This is a genomic window from Rhodococcus sp. 1163 (genome assembly GCF_002091985.1).
Classification (GTDB): Bacteria; Actinomycetota; Actinomycetes; order Mycobacteriales; family Mycobacteriaceae; genus Rhodococcoides.
This window is the reverse complement of the sequence record NZ_MKKX01000020.1, coordinates 283,847-305,613: the sequence shown is the minus strand read 5'-3', so window position 1 is coordinate 305,613 and position 21,767 is coordinate 283,847. Positions and strand designations below refer to the sequence as shown.

The following is a 21,767-nucleotide window of genomic DNA, read 5'->3' as shown; positions in this document are numbered from 1 at the left end:
ATGACCGACAACGTGACACTTCGCCAACTGACCGGAATGCCCGACGTGCCGTCTGCGCTCGCCGATTCGGCCTTGATCATGATCGATCTTCAAAACACTTACACCCAGGGTGTCTTGGAACTCGTCGGCGTTCGACCTGCATTGGATGCCGCTGCTGACCTACTCGACCGGGCGCGCAGCGCTGGTACCCCGATCTTCCACATCATGCACGACGCCGGGGTAGGAAGTCCGTACGACATCAGCGCCGACATCGGTCAGATCGTCGAGCGAGTCGCTCCCCGCGGCGATGAATCGGTGATCGTGAAGAACTACCCGAACTCGTTCGTGAGTACCGACCTCGACGAGAGATTGCGTGCGCTCGGGGTGGAAAATCTGCTGCTCGCCGGATTTATGACACATATGTGTGTCAACTCCACCGCCCGGGGAGCGTTCAGCCTGGGCTACAGTCCGACAGTCGTCGCCAGCACCACAGCCACCCGATCGTTGCCCGGTGCGGGCGGCGTCGACGCCGGCGCACTCCAGGCCGCGAGCCTGGCGTCGATCGCAGATCTGTTCGGCGTCGTCGCCCCCGACGTGGCAGCAATCCCGGACTGACGATCAGCCAGGTTGCGTCAGAACACGACGGATAGTCAGTACACGTCCCGCACGTAACGCTTTTCTGCCGCCAACGCTTTGACGTAAGCCTCTGCGCTGGCGGGCGCGAGCCGACCATGTTGAGCAACAATGCCTTTCAAGGCACTGTCGACGTCTTTTGCCATTCGTGAAGCATCGCCGCACACGTAGAAGTGCGCACCACGCTGGAGCCACTCCCACAGCTGAGCACCATGTTCGCTCATACGATCCTGCACGTAGACCTTCGCGCTCTGATCACGTGAGAAAGCCAGATCGAGCCGGCTCAGCGACCCGTCGTCGAGCATCGTGGTCAGTTCCTCGCGATAGTAGAAGTCCGTGGAGGCATGCTGTTCGCCGAAGAACAACCAGTTCGGTCCGGTGTGTCCGCGTGCCCGACGCTCGTACAGGAAGGCGCGGAACGGGGCGACGCCGGTGCCGGGCCCGACCATGATCATCGGCGCGGTCGGGTCCTCCGGTGGTTTGAAGTGCGCCGACTTCTGCACGAAAATGCCGACCTCTTCACCTTCGGCGTGATCGGCCAGATACGTCGAGCAGACACCGCGTCGAGGGACGCCATGGATGTTGTAACGCACTGTGGACACTGTCAGCTGCACTTCCCGCGGATTCTCCTTGGGACTCGAAGAGATCGAATAGAGCCGCGGCTGAAGCGGTTTGAGGACACTGAGCCATTCGTCGATTCCCGCCCGCACCGGAAGATGCGTCAGGACGTCGACCGACTGACGGCCCCAGATCCAATCCTGCAGGTCCTTCTTGCTCTCCGGCATCAACAAGCGTTCCAGGTCGTCGTCGCGCGTGCGGGAGTGGATGAACTTCAATAGATCCGGGGAAATTTTTGCGATCTCCAACCGCTCACGTAGGGCGTTGCGAAGAGGCATCGCATCGTGCCCGGCGATGTCTACGACGCTATCGCCGTCGAGCTCCGTCAATTCGAGCCACTCGTCCACCAGTGCGACGCTGTTGCGCGGCCACACACCGAGCGCATCGCCTGCCTCGTAGCTCAACGTGCCGTCGGGGAGGTGGAATCCGAACTGGCGGACATCCTTTCGCGACCCGGTCACCGTCAGAACAGTGTTGCGCACCAGAGCCGTTGCCAGCGGTGCCTTCTTCCCGTAAGTCGGGATGAGCGTAGCGGTAGCCAACGTGGTTCCAGTGGAGGCGGCGGGTTGCATCGGCGGCGGTGTGCCCAGTCTGGATACCACGCGGTCCAGCCATACCGACGCCGCTTCCTCGAATTCCGGCTCGCAATCGACGCGTCCCACCAGACGCTGCGCGCCCAGTTCAGCGAATCGACTGTCGAGACGTCGACCATTTCCGCAAAAATCCTCGTAGCTCGAATCACCCAGGGCGAGAACAGCGAATCTGTTTCCGGACAGATCGGGAGCGCTGTCGCCGGACAGTCCGTCGAGGAAGGACGTGCCGTTGTCGGGGGCGTCGCCGTCGCCGGTAGTGCTGCTGATCAGGAGCACATCGCGGTACCGCACCAGCTCGGTTGGTGCGAAGTTCTCCATGACGTGCTCTTCGACGAGAAGACCCGTCGACCGGAGATGCTCGACGCAGCTCGACGCGAATTCTTCTGCCGTCCCCGTCTGGGAAGCCCACAGTACGAGTACCGGTGGTTCGTCATTGCCTTTGTTATCCCCGGCCGAATCGACGAGAACGGGTGTCTGCGGCGCCGCAGTGGTGGCGCTGCGTGAGAACAAGCCGGCGAGCATGCCGCCGAGCCAGGCGTGAGTCTCTGCGGACAATGGCGTCGTCGTCGGCAGAGTGGGAACTCCTGCGGCACTCCGCCCGGCGTCCGTGCGTAATCCGGCCAACAGGCCCGCCACATAGCGTTGCTCGATCAGCGGAAGGGGCAGCGAGGGCCCGGAGACTTCGCCCACGAGGTCTGCAAAGGCGTCGATCGGCGACAAGGCATTTCCTCCGTGCTCAGGGGCGTAATACGACTGCGATTGCGCTGCAGGAACCTTCGTCAGAGTGACCGCACAGATCTTGAATTCGGGCTGCTGTGAGTACGGATCGACCGCGTCGTTGGTCACCGCGTTTATCGACAGGTATTCACCGAACGAATCGTTCCAGTGGAACGGTGCGAAGCAGTCGCCTGGCCTGACCCGATCGCTGACGAGCGCGGGCAGTACCGCCCGCCCGCGGCGCGACGCGACCTCGATCCGGTCACCCGACTCGCACCCTAGGCGCTCGGCGTCGCGCGGATGGATCTCGACGAAAGGACCCGGGTTGAGCTTGTTGAGCTTCGCCACTTTCCCGGTCTTGGTCATCGTGTGCCATTGATGTTGCAGGCGGCCGGTATTGAGCAGGAAGGGATAGTCGTCGTCCGGCATTTCAGCTGGTGACATCGACGGCCGGGCGAAGAACTGCGCCCGACCTGATGGCGTGGGAAAGGACAGGCGCGGGGTACTGCCGTCGTCGAGCGTGCGCAGAGGTTGGCTGACGCCGTCGTTGAGGTATCTTATCGGGTGGCGATCCTCGTCGTCGTCCGGTGGGCACGGCCACTGCAGCGGCGTCGTACGGAGTCGCTCATAGGTGACCCCGCGTAAGTCGTATCCGGTCCTGATGTTGGAGAACTCTTTGATCTCCTCGAATATCTCCTCTGCGCACGAATAGGTGAACGCATCGGAGTAGCCGAGCTCGCACGCCATCAACGCGATGATCTGCCAATCCGGCAGAGCTTGGCCGGGAGCGTCCACGGCCTTCTGGAAAAGAGTGAGATTCCGTTCGGAATTGATCATGACGCCCTCGGACTCTGTCCACAGGGCCGCCGGGAGGATGACGTCGGCATAGCCATTGGTCTCCGTGTCGGCGAATGCATCCTGGGTGATCACCAATTCGGCCCGCTCGAGGCCTGCGATGACCGTCTTTCGATTAGCTACCGACGCAACAGGATTGGTGCAGATGATCCAACATGCCTTGATATCCCCGTCGGCCATCCGGGAGAACATGTCGATGGTGCCCGCACCGACATCGGTACGTAGCGTGCCGGATGGGAGGTTCCACCTGTCCTCCACGAAGGCTCGATCCTCGTCGATCAGCACTGTCCGCTGGCCGGGAAGACCCGGTCCCATGTAACCCATTTCGCGGCCGCCCATGGCGTTCGGTTGGCCGGTGAGCGAAAACGGTCCGCTGCCACGTTTGCAGATCGCCCCGGTCGCCAAGTGCAGATTGACCAGGGCATTGGTGTTCCACGTCCCGTGCGTAGACTGATTGAGTCCCATTGTCCAGCAGCTCATCCAGTTCTCTGCCTCGCCGATCCACCGTGCGACCGTGTACAGATCGGCCTCGGGGATACCCGTCTTGGTACTCACGCGAGACGGTATGTAGTCGGCCAGAAAGTCCTCCATGACGCCCCAGCCATCGGTGAACTCGGCGATGAATCTGTCGTCGGTCAGCCCCTCCGCCAGCAGGATATGTAGCACTCCGTTGAGCAGGTCCAAGTCCGTCCCCGGCGCGAGCTTCAGGTGAAGATCGGCTTTGTCTGCAGTCGCATTCCGCCGAGGGTCGACGACGATCAACTTCGCGCCGCGCTTGACGCGGTCCATCATCCTCAGAAACAAAATCGGGTGACAGTCGGCCATGTTGGCCCCGGTCACCAAAAAGACATCGGCATGATCGAAATCCTCGTACGACCCGGGCGGCCCGTCTGCGCCGAGCGAGAGCTTGTAACCGGTGCCCGCGCTCGCCATGCAGAGGCGAGAGTTCGATTCGATCTGATTGGTTCCGATGAAACCCTTGACCAACTTGTTGGACAGATACTGCGCCTCGATGGACATCTGTCCCGAGACATACAGCGCAAAAGCGTCGGGACCGTGCTCGTCGATCAGTGCGCGCAGCTTCCGCGCCGTTCGCTCGATCGTTTTTCTCGTGTCCGCCGGTTGCGGATCATCGCCGCGATTGGCCCGTACACGCGCGGCGTCGAGGCGTCCGGGCGCAGCGAGCATGTCCGACGTCGTCGAGCCCTTGGTGCAAAGGCGCCCGAAATTGGCAGGATGGGACTTGTCACCGACCGAGGTGGTGATGGTCGAGGGGTGATTCTGGCGTTGTTCGATCTGAAGTTTCATTCCGCAACCGACGCCGCAGTACGCGCATACCGTCTTGACGGTGTGCGTGACTATCGAGATATCACTTGGGGAGATATCGAGGGGCATTGGCAACACGACTCCCACGATGCGCACCGGACGATTCACGTCGATGACGCATCAGTTAGCCCGACGTGACGTTGTCCTCACAGTGGCACCGCAGTGACGGTGAAGCGGATTTTGACACGAATAAGTACTCGTGCAAGAGTACTCGCGTGTCTTCGATCCGATTGTTCATTCTCGGCTCGTTCGCGCAACGAGGCGAGATGCATGGTCATCAACTTCGTCTCTTGGCCGAAGAAGAACATGTGCAGATGTGGACAGATATTTCGGTGGGAGGCCTCTACGGTGCGCTGAAGAGACTTCATGCCGAGGGTCTGATCGCGGATGTGCGGACCGAGCAGGACGGGAACTTCCCGGCCCGGCAGGTGTATGCGATCACCGAGCGTGGGCGCGAGCAGCTGCGAGCCTTGCAAAGCGAGGGCCTGTCCAACTTCGTGCTTCGCCCCGACCCGTTCGATTTGGCTCTGACCAGGCTCGACCCCGACCGGCTCGACCACCTACCCGAGGTGATTGCGGAACGGGTCCGACTGTTGAACGACCTCCTTCGGACCACCGTCGATGCGAACGAGCAAGCGCATCCGTATCTGACATTGGCCGAAACCTACGCGCTCGAGCATCGCGAACATCGTCTGCGGGCAGAGATCGACTGGCACGAAGGGTTCGTTGCTGCATTACCGGGCATTCTCGCCGACGAACGACACAGAATTCACCCCCCACTTCCCACCTGAACACAGAACAGCGAGACAAGATGACCGACAACAGCTCACGGGTATCGGCGCCTCCCGTCGAAGTGCCACGTCGCGCATGGCAGGCACTGGTTGTACTGCTGCTCGGGATGTTCATGGCTTTGCTGGACACGACCATCGTCAACGTTGCGCTTCCGACGATCAGCACGAGCCTCGACGCCTCCGAGGCAACTCTTGCGTGGATTATCTCCGGATACGCCCTTGCTTTCGGGCTGGCGCTGATACCGGCAGGAAAGATCGGCGACCGGATCGGCCACAAGTGGGTCTTCTTCACCGGACTGGCACTGTTCACCGTCGCCAGCTTTGCCTGCGGCCTCGCACAGAACGACCTTCAATTGGTCATCTCGCGAATCGTGCAGGGACTCGCAGGCGGAATCTTCGTCCCCGCCGTAACGGCCTTCATCCAACTCCTGTTCCCAGCTCAGGTGCGTGGCAAAGCTTTCGCGATCATGGGCGCAGTGATCGGTGTCTCGACGGCCTTGGGGCCGATTGCAGGCGGTCTCATCATCGAAGCCTTCGGCGATGAAAACGGTTGGCGTGGCGTGTTCTGGGTGAACATACCGATCGGAATCGTCGGACTCGTTGCTGCTGCACTGTTGCTTCCAGGACGCTCGGAGAACCGAACGGCCACGGCGAAGACCGGGATCGACTGGATCGGGCTCATCCTCATCACCGCAGGTCTGGTCGCACTGTTGGTCCCGCTCATCGAAGGACAGGACCAGGGTTGGCCGGTCTGGACCTATGTCTCGATCGTGTCGGGTGTAGTTCTCATCGCCGTATTCGCCGCGTGGGAAGTGTTCTACACCAAGCGTCGTGACAACCCCTTGGTGCCGCCGAAGCTGTTCGCTCACCCCGCCTTCACCGGTGGGACAATTCTCGCGCTCGTCTACTTCGCGTCGTTCACCAGTATCTTCTTCACCATCTCGCTGCTGTGGCAGAGCGGGCTCGGAAACTCCGCACTGTCTTCCGGCATCGTGATGCTTCCGTTCGCAATCGGCAGCATCATCGCCGCGTCCCAGAGCAACCGGCTCACACAGAGGCTCGGTCGTACAGTTCTGTTGATCGGCACCTCGTTCGTCGCGATCAGCCTGATCTGGATGTGGCTCGTCCTGGCCACCACCGATGCCGCCGATCTCACCAACTGGAAACTGTTGCTGCCCATGCTGATCGGCGGTCTGGGTAACGGAGCGTTCATCGCCCCGAATGCTCAGTTCATCGTGGCAACCGTGGACCGAGCAGATGCAGGCGCCGCGAGTGGCGTCATCGCTACGATGCAGCGGATCGGTAGCGCCGTCGGTATCGCGGTCATCGGCAGCGTTCTGTTCGGCAATCTGAACATCACCGGACCGGAGACCGTAGCCAGCGGATTCATGCACGGGGCATCGATTGCGATGTCTGTCAGCGCGGCATTCGGAGTCGTGGCACTGCTGCTGGTGTTCGCGCTGCCCAAGCGCGTCGACGCTCCGGGACCCATGGTTCCGAGCGAGTAGCCAGCCGGGGTTGTGTGCAGTCCGCGGAGACCGGCTGCACACAACCCGAGTGGTCGGTCACTCAGGGCTGCAAGCTCCGGGTGTGCGACTCGACTACCGATCGCGCCAACGCAGCGATCTTGACGTTCATATCCTGAGATGTCTTGCGCAGCATCTCGAAAGCCTGATCGTCGGTGACCTCGTGCATGGCCATCAACAAGCCGATGGCCTTGCCGATCTCCCTGTTGCTCTCGAGGCCGAGACGCAGAGTGTCGGCCTGTTCGCCTTTGAGGATGGCGGCAACCGTAACGGCCGCGAACGCTGCGACCACGATTGCCCTGTCAGCGGTGTCGCTGTCGAATCGGCCGGCGGTGTCGCTGAACAGATTGAGTGCGCCTACCTTCTTGCTGTCGAGCATCAATCGAAAACCCATTGCGCCACGCACGGGCGTCCGCGCAAGGACACCACGGGCAAGGGCCGGCCACTTCCCGGGAGTGTTGAAGTCCGATTCGATCTGGGCTGCCTCGCTGGTGATCGCGTCGAGGCAGGGCCCTTCGCCGGTAGCGCGCTCGATGTCATCGACGACCCGTGCGATCTGATCCGAAGCCGCCACCGTCACCGGCTTGCCCCGTCCGGTCAGCATCAGGCTGGCATGATCGCACCCGGGTACCAGCAGCGTCGCCGCAACGCAGATGGCCGTGTAGACCTCGTCCGCTGCCCGACCGCGATACACGATGTCCGCAAGTGCGGCGAAGACCGTCGCGGGGTCGGCCGTGGCCGATTTGTCGAGAATCGAGTCGTCGTTCATCAAGACTCCGTTCGAAAAAAGGAATGCTTTCCGTGCGCTGCCCGTTTCTCGAGGAGCCACATCCGACCTACAAGAGTACCGACCGCACAGCTCCGATCCAGCGTCAGGTGGCTCAGGCACACGGCGGAGCAGGCGCATCCTCTGCGAACGGCTTACCGGGAGGCTCGATGTACGCCGCGTACAGAACGACCGGAACAGTCCCGGCATTGATGCCCTCATGTACGTGGTTGCCCCCGACATCCTCTGCGACGACGTTGCCTGCCGGGGTCGACACCTCGCTGCAATCCGTCAGGGTCCTGGTCAGGACACCAGATTCGACATACGCGTACACCGGGCCGTCATGAAAATGCCATCCAGTGGAGCCACCGGGCGCGATCGTGATCTTGCGTGCAGTGAAGTCGGTTCCGGCAAGGTCGACACTGCCGGGAATGAGCGGAAACGATACGTGCGCCAGCGTCTCGGCCGTGACGCCCGACGGCGGAGTGGCATCGGCGAGCGCAGGAGACAGCGTCGCAGCAGCGATGCAGCAGAACCCGACTGTGGCCGAGCGGACGATCTTGGACATGAAAACGAACCTCTCGTCGGTGGGCCGCTAGCGGAAGTCCAGACTAGAACCCGGCAATGGGGTCTGGGGTGGGTATCAGCGAGTTACGTAGTGTTGCTGAGTAACCTGCAGACGTGGATGAGTCAGCGGAAACTCGCGACAACCAAGCGCACACCTTCGAATACGGTGTCGACGGGCCGAAAGCGATTCTCGTCGGAATCGACGGGTCGGATTCCGCATGGAGAGCAGCGGCATACGCCGCGGGGCTGGCGAGACGCCAAGACTCCCTGCTGGTTCTCGCCTACGTCCAGCAGTTGTTCACCACCGGATGGGGTCAAACTGGCATCCCGCTCGTCGAGACGGGCAAACAGATCGCCGAAGAATTGCTCGCCTACCTAAAAGATTCTGCCACGCGGATGGAATCGATCCGGTGGGAGTTTCGTACCGCACAGGGGGATCCCTACAGCGGCCTCGTCGCAATCGCCGACGAACTACGGGTCGACGCCATCGTCGTCGGGGCATCCGAACATGCAGGCCACCGGATATTCGGGTCCGTCGCGGTGCGGCTGGTGAAAAGCGGACGCTGGCCCGTCACCGTGGTTCCGTAGATCGCCACGAAGAACTGAAGAGCTGCGATGAACGCAAACTACGCACCTTGCGAAGTCGTCGAACCAGAACGTCTCCGGACCCGCGGTGCGATTGAGCAGTCTTACGGCCCTAGTATGACGTGATACCAGCGTCTTTGGGGATGAATCCTAGCAGCGTCGAGTGTCCTCGACTCATGAATTCTCTCGTAAAGGTACTCGAAGTAGTTCTGCCAAATCCCAGGGTCGCTGCAGCCGGCCTTGACTCGTCCGCGGCGTTCGGCCTTCACAATGGGAAGAAGTCGTGGCCAGGCGTCGAGCACTGAACCCCCGAGGTATCCAGCGACTGGTCGAATATCGACTACGCGGTAAGCGACGAGAACCCCGAGATTGTCGTAGAACCAGGCAAGATCGCGCACCAGGAGCATCTTTTCCTCCGGCATCCCCTTCAAGCCACTCTTGTAGTCATAAGACTTGAACTCTTCTGAGTGAATGAACTCGCGCGCATCTGCAAGTCGTTTGCCACGATGTTCTGTGAACAGGTCGACCAGGACCTTGGTAGACGTCGACAGTTGCGACATCCTCAAATTGCGAATGCCCATAAGCGCCGAGACCGAGAGCGCGACCAGGGAGACCACAAATGCCGCGATAACCATCCCGAATAGGTACCACAAGTGCGCGTAAGCCGGAAAACGACCCCACTGCGGCCCGGACGGCACCGCAGTCCTGACGACTACCTTGCGAGCCGACCCCTGGCCTGTCCTTATCGGTGGGGCGGGCGGGGCTCGAACCCGCGACCAATGGATTATGAGTCCACGGCTCTAACCGACTGAGCTACCGCCCCATCTCGCACCGAGCGAGCCGTGACGAATGCTACTTCAAAGCATCGCCGACGTGTGCCCGCGGGGTCGGTCATGTCGGCGAGATCGTGACGGGCACGCCATTGAGGATCGCGTTGGCCGAGACCGCGTCGACCCGGTGTGGGTCGGTGATGTCGTTGACGCTCGCTCCTACGACCGTCGTCGCCACGGATAATTCGACGCCGGGGCGTTGGTGTCCGAACCCGTGCGGCATGCTCACCACTCCGGGCATCATGCGGTCGGTCGCGAGTACTTCGATCTGCACCGATCCGGCGGTCGAGGCCACCGACACCACGGAGCCGTCTTCGATGTTGCGCTCGAGCAGATCATCGGGGTGCGCCAAGAGTTGATGGCGCGGTTTGCCCTTCGTCAACCTCGCAGAGTTGTGCATCCAGGAATTGTTGCTGCGTAGATGCCGTCGACCGATCATCAGAAGTTGATCTCCGCTGGGCACCGCCGCCGATGTCATGAGATCGCGCAGAGCCGGAAGTTCCGCGATGATGATGTCCTGCAACAGATTTATTCGCTTGTTCCGGGTCTGCAGCTTTCCGGGAAACCCGGGGCGGAGCGGGCCGAGATCGGTGCCGTGCGGAGACTTCTTCAGCTTCGCCACCGAGAGGCCGGCGCGATGACTGCGGAGCAGTAGATCGATCGTTCGTCGTGGCGACAGGCGTAGCCGAGCTTCCGCGACAAGCGATTTCGGTGTCAGGCGCGTACGAAGGCGGTCGAGCGTGGACGACCCGGCGAGGCGTGCCCGATAGCGAATGCCGAGATTACGGAAGATCTCCCAATCCGATTTCGCACCAGGCTTTTTCGCCAGGATTGCCGGCATGAACTTCGCCGTGTTGCGGACAGCGAAGGACTGAAAGATCAGGTCGTAGTGATCACGTTCGAGCGACATCGTGGGCGGAAGAATCACATCCGCGTGCCGTGATGTCTCGTTGATGTAGAAGTCGAAGGACACCAAAAAATCCAAGTCGGCGAAGGCCTGGTTCAACCTGGTGCCGCCCGGCATGGACAACACCGGATTGCCGGAGAACACCGCCATGGCCCTGATCTGACCGTCGCCGGGGGTCGTCATTTCGTCGACCAATGTCGAGCACGGAAATTCGCCCGCGAACTCGGGCAAGTCTCGAACACGACTGCGCCACTTGTCGAAATGCCCTCGGCCGACGATCTTTTTCCGGATGAGATCCACCGCAGGGTCGGTGAGCAGTGCACCGCCGACCCGGTCGAGATTGCCTGTCACGATGTTGAGTACTTGAATCGCCCACTGACAGAGACTGCCGAACTGCTGTGTCGAGACACCCATTCGGCCGTAGGCGACCGCGGATCGCGCAGTGGCGAACTGTGTCGCGAGCGAGACGATGTCGGCAGCCGCGATGCCCACGACGGACGCGACCGCGTCGGGAGTGAAATCCCGGACCAGATTCGCCACCTCCTCGGTGCCGTCGACATAGTCCGCGACCCGGGTTGTCCCTTCCGCTATGACGACGTTGATCAACGCGAGGAGCAGGAGCCCATCGGTACCGGGCCGAATGAAGTGGTGGACGTCCGCGATGTCCGCAGTTTCGGTCTTGCGGGGGTCGACCACCACGAGAGTGCCGCCGCGCGCCTGCAGATCGTGGGCGCGACGTGCGAAGTCAGGCACCGTCATCATGCTGCCGTTCGAGGCCATCGGGTTGCCACCGAGGATGAGAAAGAAGTCGGTGTTGTCGATATCTGGAATCGGTAGGGCCAGTTGGTGGCCGTACAGCAGGTGATTCACGAGCTGATGGGGGAGTTGGTCGAGTGAAGTGGCCGAGTAACGATTGCGGGTGCGCAGCATCGACGTGAATGGAATTCCGTGCGTCATCGAACCGAGGCTGTGGACGTTCGGATTCCCCTGATAGACACCGACAGCGTTGGACCCGTACTGCTCACGCGTGGCCACCAGGCCCTCGACCACCAGGCCGTACGCTTCGCTCCATTCGATCTCCACCCAGTCGGCGCCCTCGCGTCGAACAGGCTTGATCAACCGGTCGGGATCGGCGTGTAGATCGATCAAGGACAGTGCCTTCGGACAGATGTGCCCGCGAGAGAGCGGATCTTCCTTGTCGCCTCGAATCGAGGTGACCGTATTTTCCTCGACCGTGAATTCGAGTCCGCACATCGCTTCACACAGATTGCACGAGCCGTAAGCGATCGTCATCGGGTCTCCTGTCCCTAGTAGCTCGACCCTATCGACGAGAGTCGTCCCTCTCACGGCCGAACCGACCGATAACCCGCCGAGATAGGTGTTTTCGGGCGTTCTACCAGTATGTCCTCCAGTGCGACAGGAAGCCTGGACTGCCGATATCGTTGCTGGCGAACACTTGTCGATCCCACCACAACGCTCACCTCGATTGGGGAAATTCATGATCTCTCGCTTGTCCACAACCAAGGTCGCAACCGTGCTCGGCGCTACTGCTGTCGGAGCTCTGCTCTTCGGCGGCGTCGCCACGGCCACACCCGCCGAGACCGTGGTCAACACACCGTGCTCGTTCTCGCAGATCGTTGCCGCCACGTACGCACAGGACGAAGAAGAGGGAGCAGCACTCGCCGCATCACCGATGGCGGGAAGTTTCGCGGCGTTCCTGGCCGCACCGGTGTGGCAGCGCCAAGCAATTCTTGCATCGCAGCCAGTCATCGTCGACAGGGTCAACGCATTCTTCGGAGGACCCGGTTCCGGTCTCGCTCGCACGGTCTTTGCTTCCTGCGTCGATTACTGACCAAAAATCTAGAACGTGTTCCAATTTGCCGTTCGTATGACTATCGTCGAACTCAACATCAAGCGGCCCGAACAACGGGTCTATCGGCGTGTGAAAGGCGAATCGCGATGAAAACCAAAGGCGCTGTGCTGTGGGGCCTCAACGAGCCATGGTCGGTAGAAGAAATCGAGATCGGAGACCCAAGGGCCGGCGAGGTTCAGATCCGCATGGAAGCTGCGGGGATGTGCCACTCCGATCACCACATCGTGACCGGTGCGACGCCAATGCCGTCGTTCCCGGTAATGGGTGGACACGAGGGGTCCGGTGTCGTCATCAAGACCGGCCCCGAGGTGAAGACATTGAAGGAAGGAGACCACGTCGTGCTCTCCTTCATCCCCTCATGTGGACATTGTCCGGCGTGCGCCAACGGGCACCAGAACCTCTGTGACCTCGGAATGGGCCTGCTCAGCGGAATGGCCATCAGCGACGGCACCTACCGCATCCAGGCTCGCGGGCAGAACGTCATCCCGATGTGCTTGCTCGGAACCTTCTCTCCGTACATGACCGTGCACGAGACCCAGGCCATCAAAATCGACGAACACATCCCGTTCGAGGTCGCATCTTTGGTCGGTTGCGGGGTACCGACGGGTTGGGGATCGGCGGTGAACGTCGCCAAGGTGACTCCAGGAGACACCGTCGCGATCATCGGTGTCGGTGGCGTGGGTATGAGCGCCCTCCAGGGTGCCGTGCAATCCGGTGCATCCAAGATCATTGCGATCGATCCCGTCCAGTACAAACGAGATCAGGCACTCAAATTCGGCGCCACCCACGTATATGCCACGGCAGCCGAAGCTTTGATGCCGATGATGGAGCTGACCTGGGGGCTGATGGCTGACAAGACCATCATCACCGTCGGTGAGATCACCGGCGAAGATATCGAGGCTGCACTGTTGCTGACGGCCAAAGCGGGCCGCTGTGTCGTCACTGCAATGGGACGCATGGAGGACATGGACGTCAAGCTGAACTTGTTCTTGTTCACGATGCTCCAGAAGGACCTGCAGGGCGCGATCTTCGGCGGTGGCAATCCACGTCACGACATCCCGTTGTTGCTGAAGATGTACAAGAGTGGCCAGCTCAACCTCGACGACATGGTCACCAAAACCTACGCGCTGGACGACATCAACACCGGCTACCAGGACATGCTCGAAGGGAAGAACATTCGCGGCGTCATCAAGTTCACCGACGCCGACCGGTAGTCACCGGATCGCTTGAATGACACATCCATACGATCAGCTGAATTGACGGGACCATTCAAGCGCTTGGCCTTGGCAGACGAGTCGGTGCGGGCAGACGCCCGCACCGACTCTCTTGTCTACAACTAGGCTCATCCGCGTGCACTCCTTGGATTTGATCGCTGGTTGGCCCGTCGACAATGCATCCGCAGCGGTGGTGTCGACGGAAGGTGCGAGCGAGCAGTACGGCGATATGGATCGCGTGTACGAGCTGGCGTCCGTCACCAAACTTCTGGTGGCTTATGCGGCACTCGTCGCAGTCGAAGAAGAAGCAATCGATCTCGATCAGCAAGCGGGCCCCGAGGGCTCGACCGTCCGTCATCTTCTCGCGCACAGTTCGGGACTCGCCTTCGGTGAGAACAAGGTACAAGCGGCCCCCGGGACCAAGCGCATTTACTCGAGCGTCGGTTTCGAGTTGCTCGCCGCACTGATCGAGTCAGAATCCGGAATCGCGTTCGACGACTATCTCGCCGAGGCCGTGTTCGCGCCGCTCGGCATGACCGCCTCGACGCTCGATGGACCGGCCGGTCACGGTGCGCGTTCGACAGTGCGCGATCTATCGGTATTCGCATCAGAACTCTTGTCGCCGACCCTGCTGTCGGAGTCGACTTTCGCATCCGCGGTCAGCGTGCAATTCGACGGCCTCAACGGCATTCTGCCCGGCTACGGATCTCAACGGCCGAACGATTGGGGCCTGGGATTCGAACTCCGCGACGGTAAAGAACCACATTGGACCGGGCAACGGAATTCGACTCGAACGTTCGGTCATTTCGGGCAGTCCGGAACGTTCCTCTGGGTTGACCCCGATGTCTCACTGGCCACGGTCGTTCTCACGGATCTGGCATTCGGCGAGTGGGCCAAACCTTTGTGGACAGAACTGTCCGATGAAGTTCTCGACAATAATCCCAGGTAGAACCATCGGCGCCGGCCAGATCATCACTGGAATCACTAGTGCACTGGCGCAACAGGGGTAACTCGGGGCACACTAGTGCATGTACGCAGGAGAAAGCTTCACATACCAGTTCGTGTAAGAGGTCGTTGGGGAAGACGTCCCTCGTCGAAGCTGGAGGAGTAATCGAATGCGTGCATTGAATCAGTTCGCAGATGCCACGTCGGGTGTGGTGTACATACACGCCTCACCCGCCGCGTTGTGCCCGCACGTCGAATGGGCACTATCCGACGCGCTGAACTGCCGTGCGAACCTCAAGTGGTCCGCGCAGCCGGCCAGCGGCGGTCAGCTTCGTGCTGCCACTGATTGGGTCGGTCCCGTGGGTACGGGAGCTGCGCTAGCAGGCATTCTTCGGACGTGGCAGATGCTGAGGTTCGAGGTCACCGAGGACGCCAGCGATGGCGTCGACGGCGAACGCTTTGCCCACGTGCCAGGTCTCGGACTCTGGCGTGGCTCCACGAGCGCGAACGGCGATGTGATCCTCGGCGAGATGCGACTCAAGTCGATGATCGAGGGAAATTCGGGAAACCTTACGGCCGAGATCGAACACGCCCTGGGCAGCGCCTGGGATCACGCGCTCGAACCGTACCGGACCGGTGGAGCGGGGGCCGAGGTCACCTGGCTCAGCCGCAACGCGGGATGACCGGATCTCCCAGTGAATTCATCCTTCGGTAGGGTCGGAACTGTGCCAGGCTAGGCATGCGGGTTCGACGGTTTCTCGAGGGGTGGTTCTATGTTGTCGACAGGTAAAGTAATTCGCTTCGACGAGTTCAAGGGTTATGGGTTCGTTGCGCCCGACGAGGGCGGTGAGGATGTCTTCATCCATGTCAACGACCTCGACTTCGACAAAAGACTTCTCGCCCCTGGGGTTCGGGTCGAGTATGTCGCCGAGCACGGCGATCGAGGCCTCAAAGCAGGCCAGGTCCAGATAGTCGACTCCGCGGCGCCGGTGCAACATCGACCAGCGCACCCAGTTGCACACGTAGCGACAGCATCGACCGGGCACGAGTACGACGACGTCGTATGCGACGTCCTCGCGCGTTCCGACTTCTCGACCGAATTGACCGAAGCTCTCCTACAGGCGAACCGCGGTCTCACCGCCGAGCAAGTGCTCGACGTGCGCGAGGCCGTCATTCGGATCGCCGCGTCACACAAGTGGCTCGAAGGCTGACTCTCTGTAGCCGGAAAAGCAGTGCCCCGGTGTCCGAGACACCAGCGCACTGCTTTTCTTTCCGCTCCAAGCGGTTACAGCGGGATGTTCTTGTGGTTGCCACGCGCTGCAGGCGCAGCGGCCAATGCCTTTGCGATGGTCGAACGCGTGAGGGCAGGCTCGATGACCGCGTCGACGACGCCGATGGCCACGGCCCGGTCGACGCCACCGGCGATGGTTTCGTGCTCCACTGTCAGTCGGTCGTGTAGCGCCTCGCGCTCTTCTTCCGGCGCAACTGCCAACGCCTTCTTGTGCAGAATCCCAACCGCAGCCTTGGCGCCCATGACAGCGACCTCGGAACCAGGCCAGGCGTAGACCGCGGTAGCGCCGAGGGCCCGCGCGTTCATCGCGATGTACGCACCGCCGTAGATCTTGCGAGTCACCAGGGTGACTCGCGGAACCTTGGCTTCGGCGAATGCGTGCAGGAGCTTTGCGCCACGACGGACGACGCCCTCCCACTCCATGCTGACGCCCGGCAAGTAGCCGGGAACGTCGACGACAACCACGAGCGGGATGCCGAACGCGTCGCACAGGCGGACGAATCGTGCTGCCTTCTCGGCGCTTTCGGAGTTGAGGCACCCGCCGAGGCGAATCGGATTGTTGGCGATCACGCCGACGGTCCGGCCACTGAGTCGACCGAGACCGATGACGATGCTACGAGCCCAGCCGCCCTGGAATTCCTCGAACGTCGACTCGCCCTCGACATTGTCGAGAAGCTCGTCGATGACGGGATGTACGTCGTAGGCGCGCCGATTCGACTCGGGCAGTAGTGCTTTGAGGTCGGTGTCACCATGTTCAGCGGCGGCGATGTCGAATGCGCCCTGCTCGCTGAACATGGAGACCAGTCGACGTGCGCGCGTGAGGGCGTCGAGCTCGTCGTCCGCGACGATGTGGCAGACGCCGGACTTCTTGTGGTGCGTATCCGGTCCGCCGAGAGACACCATGTCCACTTGCTCGCCCGTCACACTGCGTACGACATCGGGACCGGTGACGAATACACGTCCTTCGGGAGCCATGATGACGACGTCGGTGAGGGCTGGGCCGTACGCGGCGCCGCCGGCAGCGAAACCGAGGACGACGGAGATCTGGGGGACAACCCCGGAGGCGCGAACCATGGCCTCGAATACGAGGCCGACTGCATGCAGAGCTTCGACGCCCTCAGCGAGTCGGGCTCCGCCGGAATGCCAAATTCCCACGATGGGAGCATTTCGTTCGAGTGCGATGTCGATGGCCGAGACAATGTGCTTGCACCCATCGACACCCATTGCGCCACCCATGACGGTGGCGTCGGAGCAGTACGCGACGCTGTGAACGCCGTCGATGTCACCGGAAGCTGCGAGTAGACCGGATTTGTCACGGTCGTGGAGCGGAACCATTGTCCCCGCGTCGAAGAGCTTCTCGAGCCGCGCGACCGGATCGCGGGGATCGGTCGCGTGGTGGGACCGAGTAGCGGGGGACAAGATGGTCATCGCGTTCTCCTTCTTGATGCCCGGGGCGGGCGATCCCCGGGAGAGGTCGAGTAGGACCCCTCCCGGGGTTCGAGTGTGAGCTCGATCGTCACGAGTGAACTACTCGGACAGGATCAAGCTCGACCGAAGGCGAGCGCGACGTTGTGCCCACCGAATCCGAACGAGTTGTTGATCGCGTAGTCGATCTGTCCGACGCGGGGCTCGCCCTTGACGACATCGAGATCGATCTTCGGATCCTGATTATCCAAATTCAGTGTGGGAGGAATGATTCCCTCGCGCACTGCCAGCACCGTCAGCACCGACTCGAGTGCGCCGACGGCGCCGATCGAGTGTCCCAGTGCGGACTTCGGTGCATAAACCGCTGCATGGTTACCGACCGCCTTGTTGATTGCAAGCGCTTCGGCGGTGTCACCGATCGGTGTTGCCGTCGCGTGTGCATTCACGTGCGTGATGTCGGACTTCTGCAGTCCTGCTGTTTCGATCGCCCGGGTCATCGCCCGAGCCGCTCCGGTTCCTTCGGGATCGGGTGCCACGAGGTGGAATCCGTCCGAGGTGATACCGGCGCCGAGAAGACGTGCATGGATCGTGGCTCCACGCGCTTTGGCGTGCTCTTCGGTCTCGATGACCATGAGCGCACCGGCCTCGCCGAACACGAACCCATCCCGGTCTTTGTCGAACGGCCGCGACGCACCCTTCGGATTGTCGTTGTTGGTGCTCATCGCGCGCATCATCGAGAAACTCGCGATCGGCACCGCGTCGATGAATCCCTCGACGCCACCGGTGACAACCATGTCGGCGTCGCCCATCACGATCATTCGCCACGCGTGAGCGATGGCTTCCGACCCTGAAGAGCACGCAGATACCGGAGTGATGACTCCGGCCTGTGCCTTGAGTTCCAAACCGACCACCGCTGCGGGGCCGTTCGGCATGACCATCTGAACTGCGAGTGGAGAGACCTTGCGGTACCCACCGGTCTTGAGCTTGTCGACGGCATCGATGAGCGAGTCACCACCGCCGAGACCGGTGCCGATGGAGACGGCGAGGCGGAGCGGATCCACCTCGGGGCTGCCAGCGTTCTTCCATACCTCGCGGCCGAGCACAGTGGAAAGCTGCTCCACATAGCTCAGTCGCCGCATCTCCACTCGCGTGAGCAGGCTCGACGGACTGACCGCGAGGTGTCCGCCGATTCGAACGGGGAGGTCGTACTCGGCGATGAAGTCATCTTCGAGTACGCCAATGCCGCTCTCGCCGTTCAGCAGACCCTTCCACGTCGCGTCGACATCGCCCGCGATGGACGTGGTCGCAGCGAGGCTGGTGACGACGACATTCGGGAAGCGTCCATTGGCTGTGGATGGGTTGGTCATGGTTTCTCTCACTCGCTCGCGGAGTCGTCGAGCTTGGCCTTGATTGCTTCGGCAGCGTCGGGGTTCTCTGCTTCGAGCTTCTGGATGTACGCAACTGCGTCACCGACGGTGCGCAGGCTTGCGAGGTCTTCGTCGGGGATCTTCACGCCGTACTTGTCTTCGGTCTGAACGGCGATCTCGACCATCGACAGCGAGTCGATATCGAGGTCGTCCACGAAGGACTTGTCGATGGTCACCTCGGAGGGTTCGATACCCGTGACCTCCTCGATGATCTCTGCAAGTCCGGCGATGAGGTCTTCCTGGCTGGCCACTGCGTGGCTCCCTTCATTGTGTCGGTGCACCGTGAATCGATGCGCCGAAGTTCGATGCTGATCCTGCGTATTCTGCGGCGTGCTGTGTATCTACACGCCACGCGCGCATCTCTTACGAGAGCGCACCCTGAACCCGTAACGAATCAGCTACGGGAGGTCTTTTGTCGAGCTAGGCCAGTGCCGCAATATCCTCGGGCTTCTTCAATCCGAGGTTCGGAATACCGCGCATCTCGCGCTTGGCAATTCCGACGAGGGCGCCTGACGGTGGTAGTTCGACGACGGACGACACCGCGAGATCTTTCAAAGTCGCAGTGCACAGATCCCATCGAACAGGTTTGGTGACCTGGGCGGCGAGCTTGGTCAGCGCATCCGCGCCCGAGGTGACTGCTTTGCCGTCGGAGTTCGAGAGCAGAGTCCGCGTTGGTTGCGAAGGCGTGATCGCTGCTGCCGCCGTCGCGACCGCGTCCTGTGCCGGTGCCATGAAGCGGGTGTGGAAAGCGCCGGCGACAGGCAATGCGCGAACGCGGGCCTTCTCCGGGGGGTTGGCGGCGAGTTCGGCCAACGCTGTCAGCAACCCGGCCGCCACGATCTGTCCGGCGGCGTTGACATTGGCTGGTTCGAGACCGAGTTCTTCGAGACGAGCCAGAACCTCGGACTCGGCGCCGCCGAGCACCGCAGACATCCCAGTCGGTTCGAGTGCACAGGCTTTGGCCATCTCAGCGCCGCGCACGGCCGCCAGTGTGACGGCCTCGTCGGCCGAAATCACCCCGGCTATCGCTGCGCCCGCGAGTTCGCCGACCGAATGGCCGGCGATGATCGCGTCATCTTGCAGCAATCCCTGGCTGGCTATCTCCTCGAAGGCGAGGAGCGCGGCAGCGACGACGAGTGGCTGTGTCACCGACGTGTCGGTGATTTCCTCCGCTGTAGCTGTGGTGCCCAGCCGAGCAAGGTCGAGTCCGGATGCCTTGGACCATAAAGCAACACGGTCCGCGGCACCGGGTAGTTCGAGCCACGGCACGAGCATGCCGGGTGTCTGGGAGCCCTGTCCGGGCGCAAGCAACGCAATCACTCGTTAAGAGAACACTGTGAAGGCCTGTTTGGGAGATGTCGCTCTCGATGAACTCTCGGCACTCAATTTGTGGGGATCCAACAAATTGCCTTGTGGAGTGTTCGCATCGCCGGCACGTACTACTACGTTACGTAACTACCTCACCGAATGTTACGTGTGTGGTCTGTGGGACAGGATACTGCGGTTCGTGATGAGTTCGAGCCAGTCGACCTACCGTTGCCGCAACACGAAGCACGTACGCATCACGCGATTGCGTCGGGTCCCGTCCCGTAACTTCGGCTATTCGCTTCAGCCGATACCGGACAGTATTTGGATGAACAAACAGCTGTCGCGCACAGGTCTCGACGGCGCCACCACAATCGAGGTATGCGTCGAGGGTGTCCGCCAAGCCAGAACCGGCCGCAGCCAAAGGTGCGACCAAGTGCTCGTTGAGCGTCGCGATGGCCGCCGAGTCGCCGAGCAACGCACGCTCTGGTAGCAGCTCTCCAGCGTGAACGGGCCGAGGGGCACCGCGCCATCCCGCAACCGCCTGCATGCCCGCGAACGCTTCCACCGCACTCGAATGGGCAGCGCCCAACGTGCGAGTCGTCGGACCGATGACAACAGGGCCCTCGGAAAAATTCTGCAACATGTCAGTCAGGAATGCAGTGTTCGCGGCGCTGTCGATAAGCTGGCCACTGACAACCATGACGAGCCGCGTCCCCTGCACGACCGCGAGAGCTGCGCGATTGTGCTTCTGCGCAACCATGTGCACCGTGCTGACCACGGATACACCCTGATCCTCGGGTGGAGTGCCGACCAGAACTGTCGCAGGCGCAGTGGCATCCCAGTTCAACGTGGCAGCTCGCGAAAGCATGTCGGACCCCGTATCCCCGCGAACGACCGCATCGACGACGAGAGCCTCCAGGCGGGTATCCCACGCACCCCTCGACTCCGCCGCACTGGCATACACCGACGCCGCCGCGAAACCCAGCTCACGGCCGTACCGCAACACCGCCTCGGTCAGAGCAACCAATTGCTGATCATTGCGCGCAAGAGCCGGAAGCCACTGTTCGAAGAACTCCATGGCGACCCGGACCATGTCGACCGTCTGGCGAAGAGTCAACCGCCGCGCCAAATCCTGAGGAATGACCTGGAAAGCATCGAGGCTGAAACGAATATCGCTCTGCGGATTCTTCAGCCACTCAAGAAAGTTGTCCACCGCCGTCTGAATCAGCAACTGCACGCTCGCCCGCTGCGCCGCATCCAGGCCGCCGAAGAACGGCAACTGATCCTGCATCGTCGTCACAGCTTCAGTGGACAGGCGACCCGAGAACTGCTTCACGCGCCGAAGAAGAGCGTCGGGAAGGGGGTCGCGCTTCGCTCTGGAGGGCGTGATTGCCTTCACCGGTAGATGTACCTCGTTGTCGGTGATGTGGCCGTCCTGGTCGTCCTGGTGATGCGTCCCGGTCTTCGGTGCGCTCTCGTGTTTTTCGGTCACTTCGAAGTCTGCGCTGTCGTGCCCCGCGGTCACTCCGCGGGCTGCGCTCTTGTCGTGGACCATAGGCAAAACCTACGCCCGCCTGCTCGCGTCCGAGGA

General features: G+C 61.6%; 19 protein-coding genes and 1 tRNA gene. 9 read left to right on the top strand and 11 right to left on the bottom strand.

All coding sequences use genetic code 11. The features are described from left to right. Positions 1-594 (top strand): isochorismatase family protein, encoded by a 594-nt coding sequence (locus BJD99_RS10380; RefSeq protein WP_084346717.1) that lies wholly within the window; start codon positions 1-3, stop codon positions 592-594. 35 nt (positions 595-629) lie between these two features. Here the strand turns inward: BJD99_RS10380 and BJD99_RS10375 are convergent, their stop codons facing one another. Then, positions 630-4,790, bottom strand: a complete 4,161-nt coding sequence (locus BJD99_RS10375; RefSeq protein ID WP_084346793.1) for a bifunctional nitrate reductase/sulfite reductase flavoprotein subunit alpha — start codon at positions 4,788-4,790, stop codon at positions 630-632. Between the two features lie 146 nt (positions 4,791-4,936). Here BJD99_RS10375 and BJD99_RS10370 point away from each other — a divergent pair, with 146 nt between their 5' ends. Next, positions 4,937-5,512, top strand: coding sequence for a PadR family transcriptional regulator (locus BJD99_RS10370; RefSeq protein ID WP_256895592.1), 576 nt, complete (start codon positions 4,937-4,939; stop codon positions 5,510-5,512). A gap of 20 nt (positions 5,513-5,532) precedes the next feature. Further along, positions 5,533-7,020: an MFS transporter gene (locus tag BJD99_RS10365; protein ID WP_084346715.1), complete on the top strand. Its 1,488-nt coding sequence runs from the start codon at positions 5,533-5,535 to the stop codon at positions 7,018-7,020. Positions 7,021-7,081: 61 nt separating this feature from the next. On the opposite strand, the gene BJD99_RS10360 is transcribed toward BJD99_RS10365, so the two are convergent. Together BJD99_RS10360 and BJD99_RS10355 are read right to left on the bottom strand one after the other, a co-directional pair. Further along, the gene (locus BJD99_RS10360; RefSeq protein ID WP_084346714.1) at positions 7,082-7,807 is read right to left on the bottom strand and encodes a GAF and ANTAR domain-containing protein; all 726 of its coding nucleotides are present in this window, start codon (positions 7,805-7,807) and stop codon (positions 7,082-7,084) included. A 112-nt stretch (positions 7,808-7,919) separates the two neighbouring features. Then, positions 7,920-8,372 (bottom strand): cupin domain-containing protein, encoded by a 453-nt coding sequence (locus BJD99_RS10355; protein WP_084346713.1) that lies wholly within the window; start codon positions 8,370-8,372, stop codon positions 7,920-7,922. Between the two features lie 113 nt (positions 8,373-8,485). On the opposite strand from BJD99_RS10355, the gene BJD99_RS10350 reads away from it, so the two are divergent. Then, positions 8,486-8,959 carry a universal stress protein gene (locus BJD99_RS10350; RefSeq protein ID WP_084346712.1) on the top strand — a complete coding sequence of 158 codons (474 nt, stop codon included), beginning with the start codon at positions 8,486-8,488 and terminating at the stop codon, positions 8,957-8,959. 101 nt (positions 8,960-9,060) lie between these two features. On the opposite strand, the gene BJD99_RS10345 is transcribed toward BJD99_RS10350, so the two are convergent. The 3 genes from BJD99_RS10345 to BJD99_RS10335 all read right to left on the bottom strand — a co-directional run bounded on the left by BJD99_RS10345 (position 9,061) and on the right by BJD99_RS10335 (position 11,986). After that, a complete protein-coding gene (locus tag BJD99_RS10345) occupies positions 9,061-9,591 on the bottom strand; it encodes a hypothetical protein (RefSeq protein WP_143542105.1) in 531 nt (176 codons plus the stop codon). 114 nt (positions 9,592-9,705) lie between these two features. Beyond that, positions 9,706-9,779: transfer RNA gene (locus tag BJD99_RS10340), tRNA-Ile, on the bottom strand. Between the two features lie 68 nt (positions 9,780-9,847). Continuing rightward, positions 9,848-11,986, bottom strand: coding sequence for a molybdopterin-dependent oxidoreductase (locus tag BJD99_RS10335; RefSeq protein ID WP_084346710.1), 2,139 nt, complete (start codon positions 11,984-11,986; stop codon positions 9,848-9,850). 217 nt (positions 11,987-12,203) lie between these two features. Between BJD99_RS10335 and BJD99_RS10330 the strand changes: the two genes are divergently transcribed. The 5 genes from BJD99_RS10330 (at position 12,204) to BJD99_RS10310 (ending at position 15,936) form a co-directional block, all read left to right on the top strand. After that, on the top strand, positions 12,204-12,545 hold the full coding sequence (locus tag BJD99_RS10330) for a hemophore-related protein (protein ID WP_256895589.1): 342 nt from the start codon (positions 12,204-12,206) through the stop codon (positions 12,543-12,545). A 107-nt stretch (positions 12,546-12,652) separates the two neighbouring features. Further along, the gene (locus tag BJD99_RS10325) at positions 12,653-13,780 is read left to right on the top strand and encodes an NDMA-dependent alcohol dehydrogenase (RefSeq protein ID WP_084346708.1); all 1,128 of its coding nucleotides are present in this window, start codon (positions 12,653-12,655) and stop codon (positions 13,778-13,780) included. 136 nt (positions 13,781-13,916) lie between these two features. After that, positions 13,917-14,729, top strand: a complete 813-nt coding sequence (locus BJD99_RS10320; RefSeq protein WP_084346707.1) for a serine hydrolase — start codon at positions 13,917-13,919, stop codon at positions 14,727-14,729. A gap of 166 nt (positions 14,730-14,895) precedes the next feature. Then, on the top strand, positions 14,896-15,408 hold the full coding sequence (locus tag BJD99_RS10315; protein WP_084346706.1) for a DUF3145 domain-containing protein: 513 nt from the start codon (positions 14,896-14,898) through the stop codon (positions 15,406-15,408). Positions 15,409-15,498: 90 nt separating this feature from the next. Beyond that, positions 15,499-15,936: a cold shock domain-containing protein gene (locus BJD99_RS10310; protein ID WP_084346705.1), complete on the top strand. Its 438-nt coding sequence runs from the start codon at positions 15,499-15,501 to the stop codon at positions 15,934-15,936. A 74-nt stretch (positions 15,937-16,010) separates the two neighbouring features. On the opposite strand, the gene BJD99_RS10305 is transcribed toward BJD99_RS10310, so the two are convergent. From BJD99_RS10305 to BJD99_RS10285, 5 genes are all read right to left on the bottom strand, one after another. Further along, a complete protein-coding gene (locus BJD99_RS10305; protein ID WP_084346704.1) occupies positions 16,011-17,444 on the bottom strand; it encodes an acyl-CoA carboxylase subunit beta in 1,434 nt (477 codons plus the stop codon). Between the two features lie 113 nt (positions 17,445-17,557). After that, on the bottom strand, positions 17,558-18,808 hold the full coding sequence (locus BJD99_RS10300) for a KasA/KasB family beta-ketoacyl-ACP synthase (RefSeq protein ID WP_084346703.1): 1,251 nt from the start codon (positions 18,806-18,808) through the stop codon (positions 17,558-17,560). An 8-nt stretch (positions 18,809-18,816) separates the two neighbouring features. Continuing rightward, the gene (gene acpM, locus BJD99_RS10295) at positions 18,817-19,119 is read right to left on the bottom strand and encodes a meromycolate extension acyl carrier protein AcpM (protein ID WP_084346702.1); all 303 of its coding nucleotides are present in this window, start codon (positions 19,117-19,119) and stop codon (positions 18,817-18,819) included. Between the two features lie 169 nt (positions 19,120-19,288). After that, on the bottom strand, positions 19,289-20,188 hold the full coding sequence (locus BJD99_RS10290) for an ACP S-malonyltransferase (RefSeq protein ID WP_084346701.1): 900 nt from the start codon (positions 20,186-20,188) through the stop codon (positions 19,289-19,291). Between the two features lie 127 nt (positions 20,189-20,315). After that, a complete protein-coding gene (locus BJD99_RS10285; protein ID WP_373270530.1) occupies positions 20,316-21,731 on the bottom strand; it encodes a PucR family transcriptional regulator in 1,416 nt (471 codons plus the stop codon). Positions 21,732-21,767 lie beyond the last annotated feature (36 nt).

What these genes read in the sequence shown, in the direction of transcription:
- BJD99_RS10380 (WP_084346717.1), top strand. Translation starts at nt 1, where the DNA reads ATGACCGACAACGTGACACTTCGCCAACTGACCGGAATGCCCGACGTG.
- BJD99_RS10375 (WP_084346793.1), bottom strand. Translation starts at nt 4,790, where the DNA reads ATGCCCCTCGATATCTCCCCAAGTGATATCTCGATAGTCACGCACACC.
- BJD99_RS10365 (WP_084346715.1), top strand. Translation starts at nt 5,533, where the DNA reads ATGACCGACAACAGCTCACGGGTATCGGCGCCTCCCGTCGAAGTGCCA.
- BJD99_RS10360 (WP_084346714.1), bottom strand. Translation starts at nt 7,807, where the DNA reads ATGAACGACGACTCGATTCTCGACAAATCGGCCACGGCCGACCCCGCG.
- BJD99_RS10355 (WP_084346713.1), bottom strand. Translation starts at nt 8,372, where the DNA reads ATGTCCAAGATCGTCCGCTCGGCCACAGTCGGGTTCTGCTGCATCGCT.
- BJD99_RS10345 (WP_143542105.1), bottom strand. Translation starts at nt 9,591, where the DNA reads ATGGTTATCGCGGCATTTGTGGTCTCCCTGGTCGCGCTCTCGGTCTCG.
- BJD99_RS10335 (WP_084346710.1), bottom strand. Translation starts at nt 11,986, where the DNA reads ATGACGATCGCTTACGGCTCGTGCAATCTGTGTGAAGCGATGTGCGGA.
- BJD99_RS10325 (WP_084346708.1), top strand. Translation starts at nt 12,653, where the DNA reads ATGAAAACCAAAGGCGCTGTGCTGTGGGGCCTCAACGAGCCATGGTCG.
- BJD99_RS10315 (WP_084346706.1), top strand. Translation starts at nt 14,896, where the DNA reads ATGCGTGCATTGAATCAGTTCGCAGATGCCACGTCGGGTGTGGTGTAC.
- BJD99_RS10310 (WP_084346705.1), top strand. Translation starts at nt 15,499, where the DNA reads ATGTTGTCGACAGGTAAAGTAATTCGCTTCGACGAGTTCAAGGGTTAT.
- BJD99_RS10305 (WP_084346704.1), bottom strand. Translation starts at nt 17,444, where the DNA reads ATGACCATCTTGTCCCCCGCTACTCGGTCCCACCACGCGACCGATCCC.
- BJD99_RS10300 (WP_084346703.1), bottom strand. Translation starts at nt 18,808, where the DNA reads ATGACCAACCCATCCACAGCCAATGGACGCTTCCCGAATGTCGTCGTC.
- BJD99_RS10285 (WP_373270530.1), bottom strand. Translation starts at nt 21,731, where the DNA reads ATGGTCCACGACAAGAGCGCAGCCCGCGGAGTGACCGCGGGGCACGAC.